This window comes from Aeromonas rivipollensis (assembly GCF_037811135.1).
Lineage (GTDB): Bacteria > Pseudomonadota > Gammaproteobacteria > Enterobacterales > Aeromonadaceae > Aeromonas > Aeromonas rivipollensis.
Genome location: NZ_CP149130.1, coordinates 441,259 through 458,347, shown reverse-complemented (window position 1 = coordinate 458,347; position 17,089 = coordinate 441,259). Strand labels below are relative to the sequence as shown.

The window sequence follows — 17,089 nt, the reverse complement described above, 5'->3', positions numbered from 1 at the left end:
TCCGCTACTGCACCAGTACCTTGGTGACCAGCACTTCATCCAGGTAGGGCTTGTAGCCATACCCTTGCAGTGTCGCTACCAGCTTGCCGAGCAGAGAGGTCTGCAGGGCGGAGATGTTTTGCAGCTCCAGCTTCACCGCATCGTGGGAGCGATGGCTGAAATATTGCACCATGGCATTGCGGATCAGGGGGGTCAGCTCGTTGAGCGTCTCCAGCTGCTGGGGATTGTGGGTCACCAGCGCCAGCTCCAGCACCAGATAGTGAGGCTCAGAGTCCCCCTCCAGGCTGATGACGAAGCGCTCCATCGGCTTGAACAGCGGCGTCTTGCTCAGCTCGGGCTTGGCCTCAGCCAGACCCAGCCAGACGGCAACCGTATCTCGCTTGAGATAGGCGCCATAGGCCAGCGCCGCCAGCAGGCACAGTGCCATCACCATCAACATCATCCACTTCATGACACGCCGCATAATTTGAAATCACTCTCGCTATTGCCAGATTGTAAAAATGTCACACCAGGGTATTGAGCCAATCCTGGCCAGCACCGCCCGATGTCTCCTGTTCTTCCTGCCACTGTCTTCGGCCCGCCAGGATCTTGTCCTGCTGCCAGCGATCGCCCCGCTCCTGCTCTCCTCCCTGGCCGACGTTCACCTCGACGCCGCCGGCATGGTGAGGGGCCAGGCTCATCCGCAGCCGCTCCATCGACTGGATCATGGCCTCACGCACCGCTGGGTTGGTCACGTTGAGCTGCACGCTGAGCCGATCCCCCTCGACCCTGACCGTCAATTCGAGGCGCCCCAGCTCGGGGGGATCGAGGCGAATGTGCGCCTGCTTGATGCCCTGGTTCACCTGCAGCTCGAGCTTGTCCTTCAAAACGTCCACCAGCTGCTGCCCCCATTGGGTCTGATTGTCGCTCAGACGCGCCGGGGCCCACTGATAGTCGGCCGTCCTGGTCAGTGGCGAGGGCGCCAGAGCCGACATGCCTCTGAGATCCGGGACAAGGGACTCCCGCTCTGACAAGCCATCCGCACCAGGCAGAGGGGGCAGGCCCGCCATCGATTTGCCGTGCAGCAGCGACGACTCGACCTGGGCGGCCGGTTGCATCAGCTGACGGGCAAACTCCCCGGTGAGCGAGGCGCTCATCTCCCGGCGTCCCGACACCAGATCCATCGGCAGGCTTCGATCCGTTTCCAGCCGCTCGTGGCGCACCAGGGCACGCAGGGCGGGCGAGACGGCGGGGGAGTCATCCTGAACGCCTCCGGCATCCTGCGCCAAGGAGGCAGACATCTCCGGGTTCTGACGCAGTGGCAACAGACGGCCCCCCTCGTCAGGGCGGACAAACACTGGCTGCATATGGGTAAAGGCGTGCAGTTGCTCAGTCGCATCCTGCTCGGACAAGTCCCCCTCCTCGACCTCGGATTCCGGGGTCGGAGCTTCATCGAGCGGCAAGGTGACAGGGGCTTCCTGCTGAAACTCCAGAGGCTGATACTGCCCCCCCTGCCCATCGGGTTGACGGGCGAGACGCGTGAAGCCAGTGGTATCGAGATTGGGGGCCGGGTCTGAGCCGACGAAGGGGATCATGCCCATGCTTGCGCCTCATCATAGGCTTGCAGCCCCTCTCGTTTGAGGGAGAGGGCGTCCCACTCCTGCTTGCGCTGGGCAGTCTCCTGCTGGCAAAGCGCCAAGGCTTCCTGATGCCAGTGACGCACCTGATCCCGGGCCGGTACCAGGGATTGCCACAATGCCGGTTGTTGGCGCAGATGGTCGATGAGCTGGGCCAGGCGATGATCCGCCAGACGCACCGCGTCCCACTGCCCGGCACGGGCCTGCTGTAGTATCAGACGTCCCAGCCCCAGTAGCTGGCGCTGGCGAGTCTCGCGTTCCGTGCTGAGCGGCACGGCCCCGGTCATGGACATGATGATGGCCCCAAAATAAGACGACCTTGCCAGTAAGCAAGGAGCAGGCCAGATATGTAGTTGTGGTATTTCAATGCGTTAGCCGTAGCCCTTGGCGGATGAGGAAGGGGGACTTCCGCATCAGCGTGGATGGCGGGCCATGGCTTCCCAACCCTCTTTCAGCTCCAGCAGGATGCGACGCACCTCGGCAAAACCCGTGACGTCGTTGCCCACGCTGATCTCGAACAACCGCTGCCCGCAATAGTCGTACAGGCGGTGCAGGTTGGCGGCCAACTCCCCCCCTTTGTCCATGTCGAGGGCACTGTCGAGCCCCCCCAGGATCTGCAGACACTTGTTGATGGACTGACCCTTGCGCTCATACTGCCTGGCCAGGATGTGGCCCTCGGCCCTGGCGATCTCGTCGAGCAGCCCGTCCATCAGCATCAGCACCAGCTGGTGCGGGTCGGCGCTCGCCGCCTTGGCCTGGGTGGCGGCGAACTGATAGGCGTCGTAGCCTTCTTGGGGTTCAAACATGAAAGACTCACTTATTCAGGAAATACGGGATCACCGACTCACAACGCGCCCATGGTCTGCAGCATCTGGTTCATGGTGGTGAATTGATTGAGGTAGCGCTTATACGCGGAATCCATACGACGATCCAGTGCCTCCATGCGCTCGTTGACCCGCTTCTCGTTCGCCTCCAGACCTGTCTTGCGCCCCTTGAGCGCACCGTCCCGCTTGGTGTAGGGATCGAGTGCGTTGCTCATCCGCTTGAGCAGGCCGTCATCCCCCATCAAGGCCTTGCCGAGCAGTTCGGGATCCTTCTCCAGCGCCTTGTTGAAGTCGGTCTCGTTGAAGGAGAGCTTGCCTGCCTTGTCGGTCTTGATCCCCAGGCTGCCCAGAGTCAGATCCCCGGGCAACTCCCGCACGCTGCGGGCCAGCATGCTCTTGAGACTGCGCACCCCGCTGTCGGAGGAGAGCGCCCCCGGCGCCTTGGGATCGCTGGAGGTCATCTTGGCCAGCTCATCCACCAGCTCGTTGTAGCCGTCGACGAATTTCTTGAGGGAACCGGTGACCGCCTCCTTGTCCTGATCCACCGTCACCAGCAGCGGCGCATCATCGACCTTCTGCGCCTTGGTCAGCTGGAAGGTCAGGCCGTCCACCACGTTCTCTATCTTGTTGCTGGCGGAGGTGATGGTGAGGGGGTTGTCGCCCCCCATCCGCAACTTGGCGTCCTGCGCCTGGGTGATGTCCGTCTTGCCGGTGACGGCCGTGCCGAGGGCATTGGCGGCATCGCCGCTGTAGCCCAGGGTGATGGCGTTCTCAACCCCGCTATCCTTGCTGGTCAGCACCATGCTGACCTTGCCGTCGGTGCGCACCAGGGTCGCCTTCACACCCGGGTTGTCCTTGGCGTTGTTGATCTGGGAGACCAGATCCTTGGCGGTCGCACCGGCCGGCAGGGTCGCCAGATCGATGTTCATGGTCTTGCCCTTGACGGTCAGGGAGAAGACGCCGTCGGCGGGCAGCGGCGCAGTGTCGCTATCGAGCTGCAGGCCGACCTGATGGGACTGGGCAAGCTGCTCCACGAAGAAGTTGTACTGGCCCGAGCTGGCTTTGCCATTGCTCGTCACAGTCATGATCCCCTCCTGGGACATGGTGGCCTTCTGCGCCTGCAAGCTGGTCGCCTTGTTCAGGTCCTTGAGCAGGGTCTGGAAGCTCGACAGCTTGGTGGTGAGGCTGCTGATGGCGCTCTGCTGTCCCTTGACGCTGTCCAGCTGCTTCTTCAGCAGCTTGTCCATGTTCTGGCGCTCGATGGCCACCAGTTGCATCGCCGTGCTGGCCGGATCTATTTGCATCTTTATCCCCTTATTCAGTGGCATGCCTGTTGGAAAACACCGGCTCGGTCCTTTCCAACCGACAAGCGATTGTCAGACAAGGGCCGCCCCTTTCGGAGCGGCCATGCAACCCATCAACGCAGCAGGGAAGTTACCATGCCGGTCATCTGGTTGGAGTTGGACAGCACTGACATGCCAGCCTGCATCAGCATCTGGTTCTTGGTCATGTTGGTGCTCTCCTGGGCGAAGTCGGCATCCATGATGCGGCCGTTCGCCATGTCGGTGTTCTCTTTCATGTTGGAGAGGTTGTTGACGGTGTGCTCCAGACGGTTGATGTTGGCACCGAACTGGGAACGGGCGGTACCGATCAGATCCAGGGCATCTTCCATCTTGGTGATCTGCGCATTGAAGTCAGTGGACGCCAGGGCAGTCGCAGCCACATCGGCAGTGGCCAGATCCGTGGTCGCAGTGGTGATGGCGGCATTCACGGCCTGGACGTTGGTGTCGGCCTTCACGTCCAGCTTCTCGGCGGCGGTGCCACCGATCTGGAAGGTCACGGTTCCGGCACCGAACTTGCCAGCATCGCTGATCAGGGTCTCGCCACCAAACTTGGTGTTGTCGCTGATGTTCTTCAGCTCGGCGGTCAGCTCCTTCATCTCGGTACCCATGGCCAGACGGTCTTCCGCGCTAGCAGTACCGTTGGCGCCCTGGGTGGCCAGATCCTTCATGCGCTGGACGATATTGGTCATCTCGTCCATGGCGCCTTCGGCGGTCTGCATCATGGAGACGGCATCCTGGGCGTTGCGCATGCCGACCTTCTGACCGTTGGACTGGGCTTGCAGACGGGTAGCCATCTGCAGGCCGGCGGCGTCATCGGCGGCGGAGTTGATGCGCAGACCGGTACCCAGGCGCTGCATGGCGGTGCCCAGCATCTTGTTGGTGGAATTCAGCTGGTTCTGGGTGGTCAGAGAGGCGAAATTAGTGTGAATGGACAAACCCATGATCTACTCCTCAAATAGGCTGCAAAGCAGCGGGGAACTCTACGACAAGGAGAAGCGACAGGGGAGGCTCAGGACTTGAATGGCAAATGAAAATGAGGGTGAAAAAGGCGAGGAAGAAAGGAGAAGGAGAGGAAAAAAAGGCACCCATCCAGCGGATGGGTGCCACAGATATCAACGCAGCAGGGAGGTCACCATGCCGGTCATCTGGTTGGAGTTGGACAGCACGGACATGCCAGCCTGCATCAGCATCTGGTTCTTGGTCATGTTGGTGCTCTCCTGGGCGAAGTCGGCATCCATGATGCGACCGTTTGCCATGTCGGTGTTCTCTTTCATGTTGGAGAGGTTGTTGACGGTGTGCTCCAGACGGTTGATGTTGGCACCGAAGGAAGAACGGGCGCTGCCGATGTCTTTCAGGAAGGTTTCCATCTCGGTGATGGCTGCAGAGGCCTTGGTCTGATCACCGATACCGGCCTTCAGGGCGGCGCCATCCAGACCGGAGTTCGCGGTAGAACCGGTCACCTTCTTCAGGTCGGTGGAGATATCCACGCTCAGGGTCTCGGCAGCGGTGCCACCGATCTGGAACTTGACCGCGCCCTTCTCGAAGTTGCCGGCACCCTTCTTCAGCAGGGACTGGCCGCCGAAGGTGGTGTTGTCGGTGATGTTGGTCAGCTCTTTCGCCAGTTCGCCGAACTCGGCGTTCAGGGCGGTGTAGTCTTCCGCGCTGGTAGTGCCGTTCGCGCCCTGAGTTGCCAGATCCTTCATGCGCTGAACGATATTGGTCATTTCGTCCAGGGCGCCTTCACCGGTCTGCATCATGGAGACGGCATCCTGGGCGTTGCGCATGCCCACTTTCTGGCCGTTGGACTGGGCTTGCAGGCGGGTAGCCATCTGCAGACCGGCGGCGTCATCGGCGGCGGAGTTGATGCGAAGGCCAGTGCCCAGACGCTGCATGGCGGTGCCCAGCATCTTGTTGGTGGAGTTCAGCTGGTTCTGAGTGGTCAGGGAGGCGAAGTTGGTATGAATGGACAAGCCCATGATGTATTCCTCGATGTAATCGCTGCGATGCAGCCTGTTAGGTTGACATCAGAGATAGGCGACACCTTTCCCGCGAAAATGTAGTCCTGCCCTCTCATATTTTTTGTCAGAGAGCACCGTCCTGACACTGACTCATCCGGCATGCTTATTGCTTTTAAAATGTCCTCTCTCATTACCGGACCGCGACATGGCAACCTCGCTCTACACTCCTCATTTCATTCAACATTTCCAGTGCATCGGCGATCGCTGTGAAGACAACTGCTGTCATAGCTGGACCATCACCATCGACAAGCAGACCTTCCGCAACTACGAGCGGCACCCGGATCCCGCGGTCAAGTCCCTGAGCAAGCTGCACATTCGCAAGGTGAAGGAGAGCAACGAACGCTGGGGGGAGATCAAGCTCGATGAGCAGGGTGCCTGCCCCTTCCTCGATGAGAATCGTCTGTGCCAGATCCACAGCAAGGCGGGGCCGGAGGCGCTGAGCCACACCTGCAAGACCTATCCCAGAGCCCAGACCCGCATCGGCAACCAGCTCAAGAAATCCCTGATGCTCTCCTGCCCCGAGGCGTGCCGTCAGTTGCTGCTGGATCCCCTGGCGATGCTGACAGAGGTGACCGAACTCGCCCAGCCTCTGCCCTTCGCCACGCCCCCCTCCACCGCCATGGCGACCCTGCACAGCCTGAGCATCCACGTGCTGGCGGCCACCGATGTTCCCGTCGAGATACGGCTGTGGCTGATCGGCATGCTGATCCACCGGGATCCCTCGGCCCTGTCCCACGAGTCCTTCCTGGATCAGGTGGCGGCGCTGGCAGAGCGGGGGGAGCTCAATACCATGTTCGAGCAGTTGCCTGCCATGCCGCAGTTGCAGTGGTGGGGACTGAGGACCATCACCCACCAGTTGCTGGCGTATTCACAAGGGCGCCGGGGACGGCAGACGATGCAGCACTGCCTCGACAAGATCAATCTGGTGCTGGAGGGGGTCTATGATGAGGGCAAGCTGGCGCGGCTGCAGCAGACCTGGCATGACAGGGTCGCCCCCTTCCTGGCCGAGCGCCCCCATATCATGGACAACTACCTGCTCTACTACGTCTATCACCACAACTTCCCGCTGCTGCAGAGCGGCCGCTTCCAGGCCTATCAGCTGCTGGTGATAGACTACTTCCTGCTGCGCAACTATCTGTGTCTGCTGGCCATGGACAAGGAGCTGGAAGAGCAGGATGTGGTCAACCTCTTCTACAGCTATCACACCATACGTCAGCACAACGCGAGTTTTCTCAAGACCATAGAACAAGGACTGAGTGAGTCAGGCTTTGCCTCGGATCTCAGCCTCTACGCCCTGCTGAAATCCTGAAAACAAGAAACCGCCAGGGAAGTCCCGTGGCGGTTTCTTTTTCGGGCCGGGCGTGCCGACCTAGGTCAGCAGTGCCACCACGTTCTGGCGCGACACATTGGCCTGGGCCAGCAAGCCGGACATTGTCCCCATGAAGCCCCCTTCTTTGAGTTGCAGGCTGAGCTTGCCTTGCAACTGCGCCAGCTCCTCCTGCGGCATGCTCTGGCTGCGTGACTTCACCCGATCGAGCTGCTTGACCATCTTCTGGCGGAACTGCTTCAACTCGCGCACCGACTGCTCTATCTCGCCGAGCAGCCGCTTCAGGCGCTGCTGCTCCTGCTTGAGCTCCCCCTTGTCGAGTCCTTCGCCTAGCTGGGTCAGCTGCCCGGCTCTGGGCTTGAACTGCACCGGAACCGGGTTGCCTGCAGGAATGCGGATGCCTTCCCCGCTCAGCAGCACGGGTTCGTCCAGCTTGCGCCTGTGCTGATCCGGCACGCTCAGCTCCAGCTTGCCCAGCTCGTTCAGGCGGGCCTGGATGTGCTCCTTGCGCAGCGCCCTGTCCAGACGGGAGGCCGCCTCCGACTCGCTGGCATCGGCGGGCAGCAGCACCTCGACGGCGCTGCTGGTCTGCGGGAAGGAGAAGACCAGCCGCTCGGCGCTCGCCCTGGGGCTCAGCAGATCGAGCCGCTCGGCACCGTAGTGCACCCGGCTATCCGTCGCCGACGCCAGCAGCCGGGGCTTGAGTTCCGAGGTTAGGGGGGCCTTCGGCTGGGTGAGCTTCTCTTCCAGCAGCTTGAGTCGGGAAACCAGATCCCCGCTCGCCGCCTTATGCTGGCCCAGCTGTTGTTCGAGGCGCTTCAGCTCGCCCCACACCTGGCTCAGGGCCTGTTCGCCCCCCTGGGCATGGGCGATGCGCTGCTGTGCCGTGCCGATCAGGGCCCAGCGATCCAGCCGGATGACATTGGGCTGGCGCTCGTTGCGGGGAGTCTGCTGGGAAGTGGCCTGGGCAGTCGAACGTCCATGCAGCCTGGGCTGGGCCGGCGTCTCGGCCACACCACCCGGACGGGTTTGTTGAATCTGCATCCTGGCTCCTTAGACAGACTTAGGGCATGTAGTTGAACAGGCTCAGCCCGTTCACCTTGGCGAAGGCCTGCTGCTGCACCTGCAGCGCCATCAGCACATGAGCCTGCTGGGTCACGGCCCCTGCGTAATCGAGGGACTCTATCTGATTGCTCACTTCCTTGCTATAGGTGCTCTTCTCGGCGTGCCCTTCGTCCACCTGATCCAGCAGATTGATGCGTGCCCCTATGGTGCTGACCATCTGGCTGATGTCATCTTGCAGGATCAGACTGCGATCCAGCATGGCTCTGGCCTGATCGGTCGCATCCGTGGCACCGCTGTCGAAGGCTGCCACCATGTCGTCGAGCTGCTTGAAGAAGTCCCCGTTCTGGATGAACAGCTTGTCTGCGGTGTGATTGAGTTCCACCGTGACCCCTCTGGCGATGCCGACCTCGCGCACCAGGGCATCCCCCTGATAGAGATAGTCGCCGCCCGGTCCCTTGACGATGGGAGCCTTGTCCACCTGGCTGCCGCTGAACAGGCTGGAGCCACTCTCGTTGCGGGCATTGGCCAGATCCAGCAAGCCATCCTTGATGATCGCCAGCTCGCTGGAGACGGCCCGGCGATCGTCCTCGGAGAGGGAACCGGTGGCGGCAGTCTGGGTCAGATCCCGCAGACGGCTCAGCATGTTGGTCATGGTCTCGAGCTGGATCTCCCCCTGGGAGAGCTGGCTCTTGGCGTTGGCGATGTTCTTCTGGTACTGCGCCATCGCCGCCTGCTCCTTCTTCAGCCCGAGCAGCTGCACGCTGCCCACGGGATCGTCAGAGGGATGCAGGATCCGCTTGTTGGAGGAGATCTGGCGATCGAGGCGGGCATATTCGCCGAAGCCCTGCTGCAGATTGTCGAGCATGCTGAGCTGGATCTGGTTGGTGCTGATGCGCATGCGGACTCCGTCAGAACCTGTTGAGGATGGAATTGAAGAGCTGGATTTGATTGCTGCTGATACTCATGCCGGCCTCATCAGAACATGTTCAGGATGGAATTGAAGAGCTGATCCGAGGTACTGATCACCTTGGCATTGGCCTGATAGGCCTTGGTATAGGCCATGATCTTGACCCCCTCCTCGTCGGTGTTGACCCCGCTGACGCTGCTGAGCTTGGTCGCCAGCTGCTTCTCCATGTTGGCATCGGCCTCCATGGTCGCCTTGGCCTGGCCGCTCTGCACCGCCATCTTGCCGAGCAGGGCGCTGTAGGCCTCATACTGGCTGTCCTTGATGGTCAGCAGCTCCTGCAAGTTGCGGTTGTCGCCGTTGCCGCCGCCCGCCTTGGCGAAGGCGAGGTGGTCACCGGTAAAGCCGTCGGCCACCTTGAGGGTGCCGGAAGGGTTGAGGGGATCGTAGCTGAACAGGGGTTTGCCCGAGTCACCGTTCAAGTCGATGCCCCCCGCCTGCTTGGCGTTAAAGTCGTCCGCCAGCTTCTTCGCAATCTGGTTCAGTTCGTCGCGCAGGGGGCGCAGCACCGTGGTGCGATACTCAAGCACCCCGGCCAGGGTGCCTCCCTGCAGCCTGGGCACCTCGAAGGACTGCGGCCCGAAGCTCAGGCTCAGGGTATCGCCGGTGAGGGAGAGGGTACTGCTGCTGCCCGCCAGCACCAGGGGCTGGCCCTGGGGCAGGCTCAGGGAGAAGGAGCCGTCGCTCTGGCGGTTGACCCGCACCTCCATGAAGGTCGACAGCTCACGCACTATCTGCTCGCGGCTGTCTTCCAGGGCCGAGGTGTTGACCCCCTTGGAGGCCTGCTCGCCGATCTGGGTGTTGAGCTCTGCCACCTGTTTCAGATAGCTGTTGACCTGGGTGATGGTGCTGCCGAGCTGATCGTCGATCTGCTTCTCCTGGGTCAGCAGGCTCTCGTTCAACTGGCCGAAGCGGTTGGCCAGCGCCCCGGCAGAGCTGACGATCTGGCTGCGCTGCGCCGGAGTCTCCGGGCTGTCGAGGGCGGCGCTGAGGGAGGCAAAGAAGCTGTCCAGCCCCTTGGTGATGTTCATCGATTCGCTGCCAAGCAACTGCTCGGTGGTGTTGATGTACTGATGAAACGCATAGGAGGAGCCGGTAGAGGAGCGGCTGCGCCAGTGCTGGGACACCAGATAGTCATCGGTGATCCTGCGGACCCCGGTCACCTCGACCCCCATGCCGTTATCCAGTCGGCCAAAGCCGGACAGGCTGCCCATCATGGCTTCCTGGCGGCTGTAACCGACGGTATTGACGTTGGCGATATTCTGGGCGGTGACGTTTAACGCGATCTGCGCCGCGTTGAGTCCGCTAAAACCGATATTGAGCAGCGACATCAGTCAACTTTCCTCATTTTTGCCGAATTCAGAGGCTGACTGAAGGCAGCCAGGGTCTGGGGTTCTGAAGCGACCACCGGCTCGGCATTCTTTAATGTGGGGGCCAGTTGATTGACCATCTGCTCCTTGAGCCCCATGCCGCCACGCTTGACCATGCTCATCGCCAGCTGGCTGTCGTACATGTCGCGGTAGAGCGCCTCTCCCTTGATGAGCTTGTCATCGTCATCCTGCATGGCGTCGGAGGCCGAGCGCATGTGCTTGAGCACCGTCTGCAGGAAGCTCACCTCGAACTGGCCGGCCGCCGCCTCCAGGGCCGCGCGCTGATCCGGGTTGCTCTTTATCTGCTGCAGTTCATTGAGATCCTGATAGAAACCAGGCTCAGAGGTAATTCTGGTCATAGAGATCCTTAGATGACCACCAGCTCGCCTTCGAGGGCTCCCGCCTCGTCGAGGGCTTGCAGAATGGCCATGACATCGTCCGGGGTCGCCCCCAGGGAATTCACTGCCTTGACAATCACCTCCAGGGAGGTGCCATCCGGCCAGACAAACATGTTGTTGCGCTCCCGGTCAACCTGAACCTGAGAGTTGGGCGTGGTGGTGGTCCGGCCGTTGGAGAAGGCATTGGGCTGACTGACCGTCTGGCTCTCGCCTATGGTCACCGTCAGGCTGCCGTGGCTGACCGCAGCCTTGCGTACCTTGACGCCCTGCCCCATCACCACAGTGCCGGTGCGGCTGTTGAAGACCACCCTGGGTCGCTCCTTGCCCATGTCCACCTGGATGTCCTGCAACAGGGCCATGAAGGAGATGCGCTGGCTCTCGTCGCGGGGCGCCGCAATCTGGATGCGTCCGGCGCTGACCGCCTTGGCCACGGGACCGAGCTGACGGTTGATCTCCCGCTCCACGTTGCGGGCCGTCTTGAAATTCGGCTGATGCAGGTTGAGGGTGACCTCGGGCTTGTCCGAGAAGTTGCTGACCGCCTCCCGCTCTATGATGGCCCCGTTGGGAATGATGCCCGCCGTCGGCACATTGATGGTGACGGACGAGCCGGACTGCCCTTCCGCCTTGACCCCGGCCACCACCAGGTTGCCCTGGGCAACCGCATAGACCTCGCCGTCGATGCCGCGCATGGGGGTCAGCAACAGGGAGCCGCCCCGCAGGCTCTTGGCATCGCCGATGGAGGTTACAGTCACGTCCACCAGCTGCCCCTTGCCCGCCAGGGCAGGCAGGGTCGCCTGCACCGAGACCGCGGCCACGTTCTTGAGCTTGGGGTCTATGTCATCGGGCAGTTGCACGCCAAACTGCTTGAGCATGTTGGCCATGGACTGACCGGTGAACTTGACCTGGCTGCGATCCCCGGTGCCGGAGAGGCCGACCACCAGGCCGTAGCCCACCAGCTGGTTGGTTCTCATCCCCTGCACGTCGGCGATGTCCAGCAGCGCCCGCTTGGCGGGCGCGGCCGCCCCGGCCACCCCAGACAAGGAGAGGCAGAGCAAGGCGATATACCATCTGTTCATCGAAATCCTCACAAGGGGGCGAAGGCGGAGCTGAAGAAGCGCGACAGCCAGCCCATCTGGTTGCTGTCGGCAAGGGCACCGCGACCCGCATAGGTGATGCGGGCATCGGCGATGCGCTGGGAAGAGATGCGGTTGCTCTGATCGATGTCCTCGACCCGCACCATGCCCCCCAGACGGATGTACTCATCCCCCTGATTGAGACGGATCCACTTCTCTCCCCGGATCCCCAGCACGCCGTTGGGCATCACCTCGGCCACAGTGACAGTGATGGCCCCGGCCAGAGTGTTCTGCTGGCTGGAGGTGGCACCGCCATCGAAGTCCCGATCCGCCGTGACAGAGGCGCCCCAGTCGGGCCGCGACACGCCGCCGATGGAGGGGGCCGGCACATTGAGGCTGCTGTTCTTGTTCATGCTGGTGTTGGCTTTCTTGCTGGACTGGGTCCGCTCTTCCAGCATCACGGTCAGGATGTCGCCGATGCGATAGGCGCGACGATCCTGAAACAGGGTCATCATGTAGTCACCACGGTAGAGGCTGCCATCCTCCCCCACCCCTGACTTCGTCATCTGGGAGCGGGAAGGCGCCCACTTCTCGTCACCGGGCTCGGGAGCCTGCAGTTCATAGGTGGAGCAGCCCCCCAGCAGCAGGCTGAACACGACACAACGCCACATCGCCCTCATCATCACAACGCCTGGGTCACGAACTTGAGCATCTGATCCGCGGAGGAGACCACCTTGGCATTCATCTCGTAGGCGCGCTGGGTGGTGATCATGTCCACCATCTCCTCCACCACGTTGACGTTGGAGCTCTCCAGGGTGAACTGCTTGATGGCCCCCATGGCCTCTTCCCCCGGCACCCCTTCGATGGCTTCACCGGAGGCGCCGGTCGCCCGATAGAGGTTGCCCCCCAGGGCTTCCAGACCGGCCGGGTTGGAGAAGTTGGTCAGGGTGATGCGCCCCAGCTCGACGTTCTCCTGCTGGCCCGGCAGGGTGGCACTCACTGTGCCGTCGGTGCCGATGGCGATCTTGGTTGCGTTGTCCGGGATCTGGATCTGCGGCAGCATGGGCAGGCCGTCGGAGTTGACCAGCAAGCCTTCCGCGTTGCGGTGCCACTGACCATTGCGGGTGTAGGCCGTCTCGCCATCCGGGCGCTCGACCCCGAAGAAGCCGGCACCGACCACCGCCATGTCCAGCTCCTGATTGGTGTTCTGGAACTGGCCCGGGGTGAACACCTTCTGGGTGCCGACCACCCGCACACCGTTACCCATCTGGATGCCGATGGGGGACAGGTTTTGCTGATCCTGCTGGGCCCCTGGCTGACGCTGCACCTGATAGAACAGATCTTCGAACGCCACCCGATCGCGCTTGAAACCGACCGTGTTGACGTTGGCCAGGTTGTTGGAAATGCTGGCCATCTTGGCATCTTGTGCCGACAGACCCGTTTTACTCACCCAAAGCGCTGCATGCATCTTCGTCTCTCCACCGATTCATTCGGGGGCGCTCAGGCGCCCCATCAACTCTTGTTCACGGTCGGCCGGGGCCACCGCCTTCAATGCCGTCAGCCCTGGCCCGAGATCAGCCGGGCACCCTGCCTGGCCTGATCGTCTGCCGTCTTCATCAGCTTGACCTGCAACTCGAAGTTGCGGGTCAGGGACATGCTGCTGATAAGCTCATCCACCGCGTTCACGTTCGCCCCCTCGAGGAAGCCCGAGGCCAGCACCACCTGTTCGCTGATCTCCGCATCCCCGCCCTGGCGCTGGCGGAACAAGCCATCCGGCCCCTTGACCAGATCGGCCGGGTCCGGATTGACCAGCTTGAGACGACCCACATCCAGCCGGGCGCCACCACCGGGGGGGGTGATGCTGAGGGAACCGTCCTTGCCAAAGCTCAGGTCACGGTAGGCCGGCAGCACCATCTCGCCGCCGTCCCCGAGCACGGGGCGACCATTGAGGGTCAAGAGCCCCTCCCCGTCCACCTCCAGATTGCCGGCACGGGTGTAGGCCTCCTTGCCATCGGCCGTCTGCACAGTGATGAAGCCTTCACCTCGTACCGCCACATCCAGCTTGCGGCCGGTCTGCATCAGGGCGCCCGCCCGAAAGTCGGTCCCCGCCTGCTCTTCCCGGGCCATCACCCGGCTCTGATAGCCGTCGCCGGCCAGGGCATAGGCGGAGGCCCGCTCGAAATCGGCCCGAAAACCGGCGGTATTGACGTTGGCCAGGTTGTTGGCCCGGATTTGCTGGGCCATCAGGGTATGTTGCGCCCCCGACATGGCGGTATAGATAAGCTTTTCCACGCATCACGCCTTAGAAGGAGTTGAAGAGTACCTGAGTCATCTTGTCAGCCGAGCTGATGGTCTTGGCGTTGGCCTGATAGTTGCGCTGGGAGGTCATCAGGCTTACCAGTTCACCCGTCAGATCCACGTTGGATGCCTCATAGGCCCCTGCCGTCAGACCACCCAGGGTCCCGGTGCCCGGCGCGCCCAGCACCGGCTGGCCCGAGCTGAACGACTGCTGCCAGGTGGTGTTGTTGGTCTGCAGCAGGCCGTTGGGGTTGGTGAAGTTCGCCATCACCACCTGGCCCTGGAGCAGGCTCTGGCCGTTGGTGAAGGTGGCATAGACACCGCCATCCGCGTCCACCCGCACCCCGGTCAGATCCCCGGAGGTATAGCCGTTGGACTGGTTGCGGGTGGCGTTGAAGTCGGAGGCATACTGGCTGACCTTGGCCAGATCGGCCGTGAGGCTGATGGGTTCGGCGCCGGCGGGGGCCAGGTTCAGCACCGGGGCCGTGGTCGGCGTCTTCAGGGTGCCGTTGGTGTTGAACTCCATGGCCACCGGGGTGCCGGTCTGGGTGCCGTTGAAGGCGTAGTTGACCTGCCAGCTGTTCTCACCCGTCTTCACGAAATACTGGGTGACAGTGTGCTCGACCCCGAGGGAGTCATAGACCTTGCTGGACTGGGAGTAGCTGAAGCTGTCGGACTTGGCGGGATCGAAGGGATGCACGACCTGATCGATGACGCTGGCGTCCGCCTTGAGGTTGGCCACGAACTCCAGGCTGTCGGACGGTTTGGCGGGCAGACTGCCGGTCTTGACCTGGATGTCCCCCACCACACCAGACTGCAATTCACCGGCCTCGTTGGTGGTGTAGCCCTGCAGACGGGTGCCGCTGGCGGTGGTCAGATAATTGCTGGCATCCCGCTGGAACATGCCGGCCCGGGTGTAGGAGGTCTGGCCGTTGCCATCCTTGAGCACGAAGAAGCCGTTGCCGGAGATCGCCAGATCCAGCCCGCGCCCGGTCCGGGTCACGTCGCCGTTGCGATCGAAGTTCTGGGAGACGTTGTTCATCTCCACGCCACCGGCCTGACCACCGCCGTAGATGGCGGCAAACTCGGCTCGGCTGGACTTGAAGCCCGCGGTGCTGGCGTTGGCCACGTTGTTGCTGATGACACTCAATTCCTGGTTGACGGCGCGCAGGCCGCTCAGTCCGATACTAAAAGACACAGTTTCGCTCCTATCTGATTACGCCGACTTGCCGAACTGGACGGCACTGAACAGGGGAACATCCCCCACGCCTGCCACTTGCAACATGATCTCGCCCGTGCCCGGCAGGTTGACCCGTTCAACCTCGCTGGCCACATAATTCTTGGTGGTGGTGGCAACCCCGGCGAGGGAGGCCTTCACCTCGAAGCTGTATTCGCCGGCGGGCAGGGTCGGCAGCGCATAATCCAGCGGCCCCGCCTTGCTCTCGCCCCAGCCCTTGGTCGCGACCAGGGTGCCGTGCTTGTCATACACCTTCAGCTCGACCGTATCGGCCGCACCGGCCAGCTCCACCTGACCGCGGATGGCACCCTCTTTCTGCTGGTTCAGGGTCTGGCTCGGCACCATCACTTCCTGGCCGATCAAGCCAGTGCTCTGCAGCACCTGCTGGGTATCCATCATGTTGATGGACTTCTGTTGCAGCACCTTGAGCCCTTCCACCCCCTCCACCATGCTGAACTGCGCCAGCTGGGTGACGTACTGGGCCCCGTCAAGCGGGTTGGTCGGATCCTGGTTCTGGATCTGGGCCACCATCATCTGCAGGAATTCGTTGCGCAGCTGCACGCCCTGACCGGCAGTCGTGTTGTTGCTGGCAATATCGGGCGTCACCGAGTACTGGCTGGCACTGCGGGCGGTATCCAGACCGCTGACCTGTGGCAGGCTCATTTATGCCCCCTGGCCGAGACGCAGCAGCCCTTGCTGCATGCTGTTGATGCGGTTGATCACCTCGACCGAGGTCTCGAATCCCCGGGAGGCGCTCATCATGTCCGCCATCTCCTCCACCGCATTGACGTTGGAGTAGTAAACGAAGCCGTCGCCATCGGCCAGGGGGTTGGTCGGCTCGAGGCGCTTCTCCACCTGGCGGTCCGACTGCACTATGCCGGCGATCTGCACCTGGGCGGCGCCGAGCCCCTCGGCATCCTGTACCCGTTGGTAGAGGGTGGAGAAGACCGGCTTGATGGCCCGGAACGCGGCCTCTTCGCTGCCGGCGGCGCTGTCGACGTTGGCGAGGTTGGAGGCGACGGTGTCGAGGCGGACGGTTTGCGCCCGCATGGCACTGCCGGCGATGTCATAGATGCGATTGAACGACATGATTAACGGCCCTCGATCGCCTTGGCGATCCCGGTGATTTTCATATTCAAGAAGGTGAGGCTGGTCTGAAAGTCGGTGGCATTGCTGGCAAACTTGCTCTGCTCCACGCTGAGCTCGGCTGTGTTGCCGTCCATGGAGACCTGGTAGGGAATGCGATAGAGGGGATGCTGCATGTCGGTCTCGCCCTGGCTGATGGCGCTGCCCTGCTCGCCCGCCGCGACCTGCTGTGCGACGCGACCGAGGATCGACTTGTAGTCGACATCCCGCGCCAGATAGCCAGGGGTATCCACATTGGCCAAGTTCCCTGCCAGAATACGGGCTCTGTCCGCCCGCACATCGAGGGCATAGGGGTGCACGCCAAGCGCGCTGTCAAATGAGATACTCATGCTTCATCCTTCTTGTGAACCAGTCAGACCAGTGCATCCTTTATCAAGACTCATGCCAATCGTGAAAATCCCTTATTTCCG

The 17,089-nt window shown here is 62.1% G+C and carries 20 protein-coding genes; 1 reads left to right on the top strand and 19 read right to left on the bottom strand.

Going from position 1 to position 17,089, the window contains the following annotated elements:
• Positions 1-4: 4 nt before the first annotated feature.
• The 7 genes from lafF to lafA (WIR04_RS02140) all read right to left on the bottom strand — a co-directional run bounded on the left by lafF (position 5) and on the right by lafA (WIR04_RS02140) (position 5,759).
• The gene (gene lafF, locus WIR04_RS02170) at positions 5-463 is read right to left on the bottom strand and encodes a lateral flagellar basal body-associated protein LafF (RefSeq protein ID WP_139745595.1); all 459 of its coding nucleotides are present in this window, start codon (positions 461-463) and stop codon (positions 5-7) included.
• Between the two features lie 40 nt (positions 464-503).
• Positions 504-1,580, bottom strand: coding sequence for a flagellar hook-length control protein FliK (locus tag WIR04_RS02165; RefSeq protein WP_338890108.1), 1,077 nt, complete (start codon positions 1,578-1,580; stop codon positions 504-506).
• Complete coding sequence (locus tag WIR04_RS02160; RefSeq protein ID WP_338890106.1) at positions 1,571-1,909, bottom strand: LafX; 339 nt, start codon at positions 1,907-1,909, stop codon at positions 1,571-1,573. Before WIR04_RS02160 ends, WIR04_RS02165 begins: the two co-directional genes overlap by 10 nt.
• A 120-nt stretch (positions 1,910-2,029) precedes the next feature.
• On the bottom strand, positions 2,030-2,422 hold the full coding sequence (gene lafC, locus WIR04_RS02155) for a lateral flagellar export chaperone LafC (RefSeq protein ID WP_338890104.1): 393 nt from the start codon (positions 2,420-2,422) through the stop codon (positions 2,030-2,032).
• A gap of 38 nt (positions 2,423-2,460) precedes the next feature.
• Complete coding sequence (gene lafB / locus WIR04_RS02150; protein ID WP_338890102.1) at positions 2,461-3,744, bottom strand: lateral flagellar capping protein LafB; 1,284 nt, start codon at positions 3,742-3,744, stop codon at positions 2,461-2,463.
• 113 nt (positions 3,745-3,857) lie between these two features.
• Positions 3,858-4,724 carry a lateral flagellin LafA gene (lafA, locus tag WIR04_RS02145; RefSeq protein ID WP_025328476.1) on the bottom strand — a complete coding sequence of 289 codons (867 nt, stop codon included), beginning with the start codon at positions 4,722-4,724 and terminating at the stop codon, positions 3,858-3,860.
• Positions 4,725-4,895: 171 nt separating this feature from the next.
• Positions 4,896-5,759 carry a lateral flagellin LafA gene (lafA, locus tag WIR04_RS02140; RefSeq protein WP_025328477.1) on the bottom strand — a complete coding sequence of 288 codons (864 nt, stop codon included), beginning with the start codon at positions 5,757-5,759 and terminating at the stop codon, positions 4,896-4,898.
• Positions 5,760-5,946: 187 nt separating this feature from the next.
• Between lafA (WIR04_RS02140) and fliB the strand changes: the two genes are divergently transcribed.
• The gene (gene fliB, locus WIR04_RS02135; protein WP_338890099.1) at positions 5,947-7,110 is read left to right on the top strand and encodes a flagellin lysine-N-methylase; all 1,164 of its coding nucleotides are present in this window, start codon (positions 5,947-5,949) and stop codon (positions 7,108-7,110) included.
• A 60-nt stretch (positions 7,111-7,170) separates the two neighbouring features.
• Here fliB and WIR04_RS02130 read toward each other — a convergent pair whose 3' ends face one another.
• The 12 genes from WIR04_RS02130 to lfgB form a co-directional block, all read right to left on the bottom strand.
• Positions 7,171-8,172 carry a hypothetical protein gene (locus tag WIR04_RS02130; protein ID WP_025328479.1) on the bottom strand — a complete coding sequence of 334 codons (1,002 nt, stop codon included), beginning with the start codon at positions 8,170-8,172 and terminating at the stop codon, positions 7,171-7,173.
• A 19-nt stretch (positions 8,173-8,191) separates the two neighbouring features.
• On the bottom strand, positions 8,192-9,091 hold the full coding sequence (lfgL, locus tag WIR04_RS02125) for a lateral flagellar hook-associated protein LfgL (RefSeq protein WP_338890097.1): 900 nt from the start codon (positions 9,089-9,091) through the stop codon (positions 8,192-8,194).
• A gap of 77 nt (positions 9,092-9,168) precedes the next feature.
• Complete coding sequence (lfgK, locus tag WIR04_RS02120; protein WP_338890095.1) at positions 9,169-10,488, bottom strand: lateral flagellar hook-associated protein LfgK; 1,320 nt, start codon at positions 10,486-10,488, stop codon at positions 9,169-9,171.
• Positions 10,488-10,886 (bottom strand): rod-binding protein, encoded by a 399-nt coding sequence (locus WIR04_RS02115; RefSeq protein ID WP_025328482.1) that lies wholly within the window; start codon positions 10,884-10,886, stop codon positions 10,488-10,490. Before WIR04_RS02115 ends, lfgK begins: the two co-directional genes overlap by 1 nt.
• A gap of 8 nt (positions 10,887-10,894) precedes the next feature.
• The gene (gene fgIL, locus WIR04_RS02110) at positions 10,895-12,001 is read right to left on the bottom strand and encodes a lateral flagellar basal body P-ring FlgIL (RefSeq protein WP_139745585.1); all 1,107 of its coding nucleotides are present in this window, start codon (positions 11,999-12,001) and stop codon (positions 10,895-10,897) included.
• An 8-nt stretch (positions 12,002-12,009) separates the two neighbouring features.
• Positions 12,010-12,681, bottom strand: coding sequence for a flagellar basal body L-ring protein FlgH (flgH, locus tag WIR04_RS02105; protein WP_025328484.1), 672 nt, complete (start codon positions 12,679-12,681; stop codon positions 12,010-12,012).
• Entirely contained in the window at positions 12,681-13,466 is a 786-nt protein-coding gene (gene lfgG, locus WIR04_RS02100) for a lateral flagellar basal-body rod protein LfgG (protein ID WP_025328485.1), read from the bottom strand. The genes flgH and lfgG overlap by 1 nt, the downstream gene beginning before the upstream one ends.
• 89 nt (positions 13,467-13,555) lie before the next feature.
• Positions 13,556-14,290 (bottom strand): lateral flagellar basal-body rod protein LfgF, encoded by a 735-nt coding sequence (gene lfgF / locus WIR04_RS02095; protein ID WP_025328486.1) that lies wholly within the window; start codon positions 14,288-14,290, stop codon positions 13,556-13,558.
• A gap of 10 nt (positions 14,291-14,300) precedes the next feature.
• The gene (gene flgEL / locus WIR04_RS02090; RefSeq protein WP_025328487.1) at positions 14,301-15,494 is read right to left on the bottom strand and encodes a lateral flagellar hook protein FlgEL; all 1,194 of its coding nucleotides are present in this window, start codon (positions 15,492-15,494) and stop codon (positions 14,301-14,303) included.
• An 18-nt stretch (positions 15,495-15,512) separates the two neighbouring features.
• Complete coding sequence (locus tag WIR04_RS02085) at positions 15,513-16,196, bottom strand: flagellar hook assembly protein FlgD (protein ID WP_025328488.1); 684 nt, start codon at positions 16,194-16,196, stop codon at positions 15,513-15,515.
• Positions 16,197-16,622 (bottom strand): lateral flagellar basal body rod protein FlgCL, encoded by a 426-nt coding sequence (gene flgCL, locus WIR04_RS02080; RefSeq protein ID WP_307765813.1) that lies wholly within the window; start codon positions 16,620-16,622, stop codon positions 16,197-16,199.
• Positions 16,623-16,624: 2 nt separating this feature from the next.
• Complete coding sequence (lfgB, locus tag WIR04_RS02075; protein WP_307765814.1) at positions 16,625-17,008, bottom strand: lateral flagellar basal body rod protein LfgB; 384 nt, start codon at positions 17,006-17,008, stop codon at positions 16,625-16,627.
• Positions 17,009-17,089 lie beyond the last annotated feature (81 nt).

What these genes read in the sequence shown, in the direction of transcription:
- lafF (WP_139745595.1), bottom strand. Translation starts at nt 463, where the DNA reads ATGCGGCGTGTCATGAAGTGGATGATGTTGATGGTGATGGCACTGTGC.
- WIR04_RS02165 (WP_338890108.1), bottom strand. Translation starts at nt 1,580, where the DNA reads ATGGGCATGATCCCCTTCGTCGGCTCAGACCCGGCCCCCAATCTCGAT.
- WIR04_RS02160 (WP_338890106.1), bottom strand. Translation starts at nt 1,909, where the DNA reads ATGTCCATGACCGGGGCCGTGCCGCTCAGCACGGAACGCGAGACTCGC.
- lafC (WP_338890104.1), bottom strand. Translation starts at nt 2,422, where the DNA reads ATGTTTGAACCCCAAGAAGGCTACGACGCCTATCAGTTCGCCGCCACC.
- lafB (WP_338890102.1), bottom strand. Translation starts at nt 3,744, where the DNA reads ATGCAAATAGATCCGGCCAGCACGGCGATGCAACTGGTGGCCATCGAG.
- lafA (WP_025328476.1), bottom strand. Translation starts at nt 4,724, where the DNA reads ATGGGTTTGTCCATTCACACTAATTTCGCCTCTCTGACCACCCAGAAC.
- lafA (WP_025328477.1), bottom strand. Translation starts at nt 5,759, where the DNA reads ATGGGCTTGTCCATTCATACCAACTTCGCCTCCCTGACCACTCAGAAC.
- fliB (WP_338890099.1), top strand. Translation starts at nt 5,947, where the DNA reads ATGGCAACCTCGCTCTACACTCCTCATTTCATTCAACATTTCCAGTGC.
- WIR04_RS02130 (WP_025328479.1), bottom strand. Translation starts at nt 8,172, where the DNA reads ATGCAGATTCAACAAACCCGTCCGGGTGGTGTGGCCGAGACGCCGGCC.
- lfgL (WP_338890097.1), bottom strand. Translation starts at nt 9,091, where the DNA reads ATGCGCATCAGCACCAACCAGATCCAGCTCAGCATGCTCGACAATCTG.
- lfgK (WP_338890095.1), bottom strand. Translation starts at nt 10,488, where the DNA reads ATGTCGCTGCTCAATATCGGTTTTAGCGGACTCAACGCGGCGCAGATC.
- WIR04_RS02115 (WP_025328482.1), bottom strand. Translation starts at nt 10,886, where the DNA reads ATGACCAGAATTACCTCTGAGCCTGGTTTCTATCAGGATCTCAATGAA.
- fgIL (WP_139745585.1), bottom strand. Translation starts at nt 12,001, where the DNA reads ATGAACAGATGGTATATCGCCTTGCTCTGCCTCTCCTTGTCTGGGGTG.
- flgH (WP_025328484.1), bottom strand. Translation starts at nt 12,681, where the DNA reads ATGATGAGGGCGATGTGGCGTTGTGTCGTGTTCAGCCTGCTGCTGGGG.
- lfgG (WP_025328485.1), bottom strand. Translation starts at nt 13,466, where the DNA reads ATGCATGCAGCGCTTTGGGTGAGTAAAACGGGTCTGTCGGCACAAGAT.
- WIR04_RS02085 (WP_025328488.1), bottom strand. Translation starts at nt 16,196, where the DNA reads ATGAGCCTGCCACAGGTCAGCGGTCTGGATACCGCCCGCAGTGCCAGC.
- flgCL (WP_307765813.1), bottom strand. Translation starts at nt 16,622, where the DNA reads ATGTCGTTCAATCGCATCTATGACATCGCCGGCAGTGCCATGCGGGCG.
- lfgB (WP_307765814.1), bottom strand. Translation starts at nt 17,008, where the DNA reads ATGAGTATCTCATTTGACAGCGCGCTTGGCGTGCACCCCTATGCCCTC.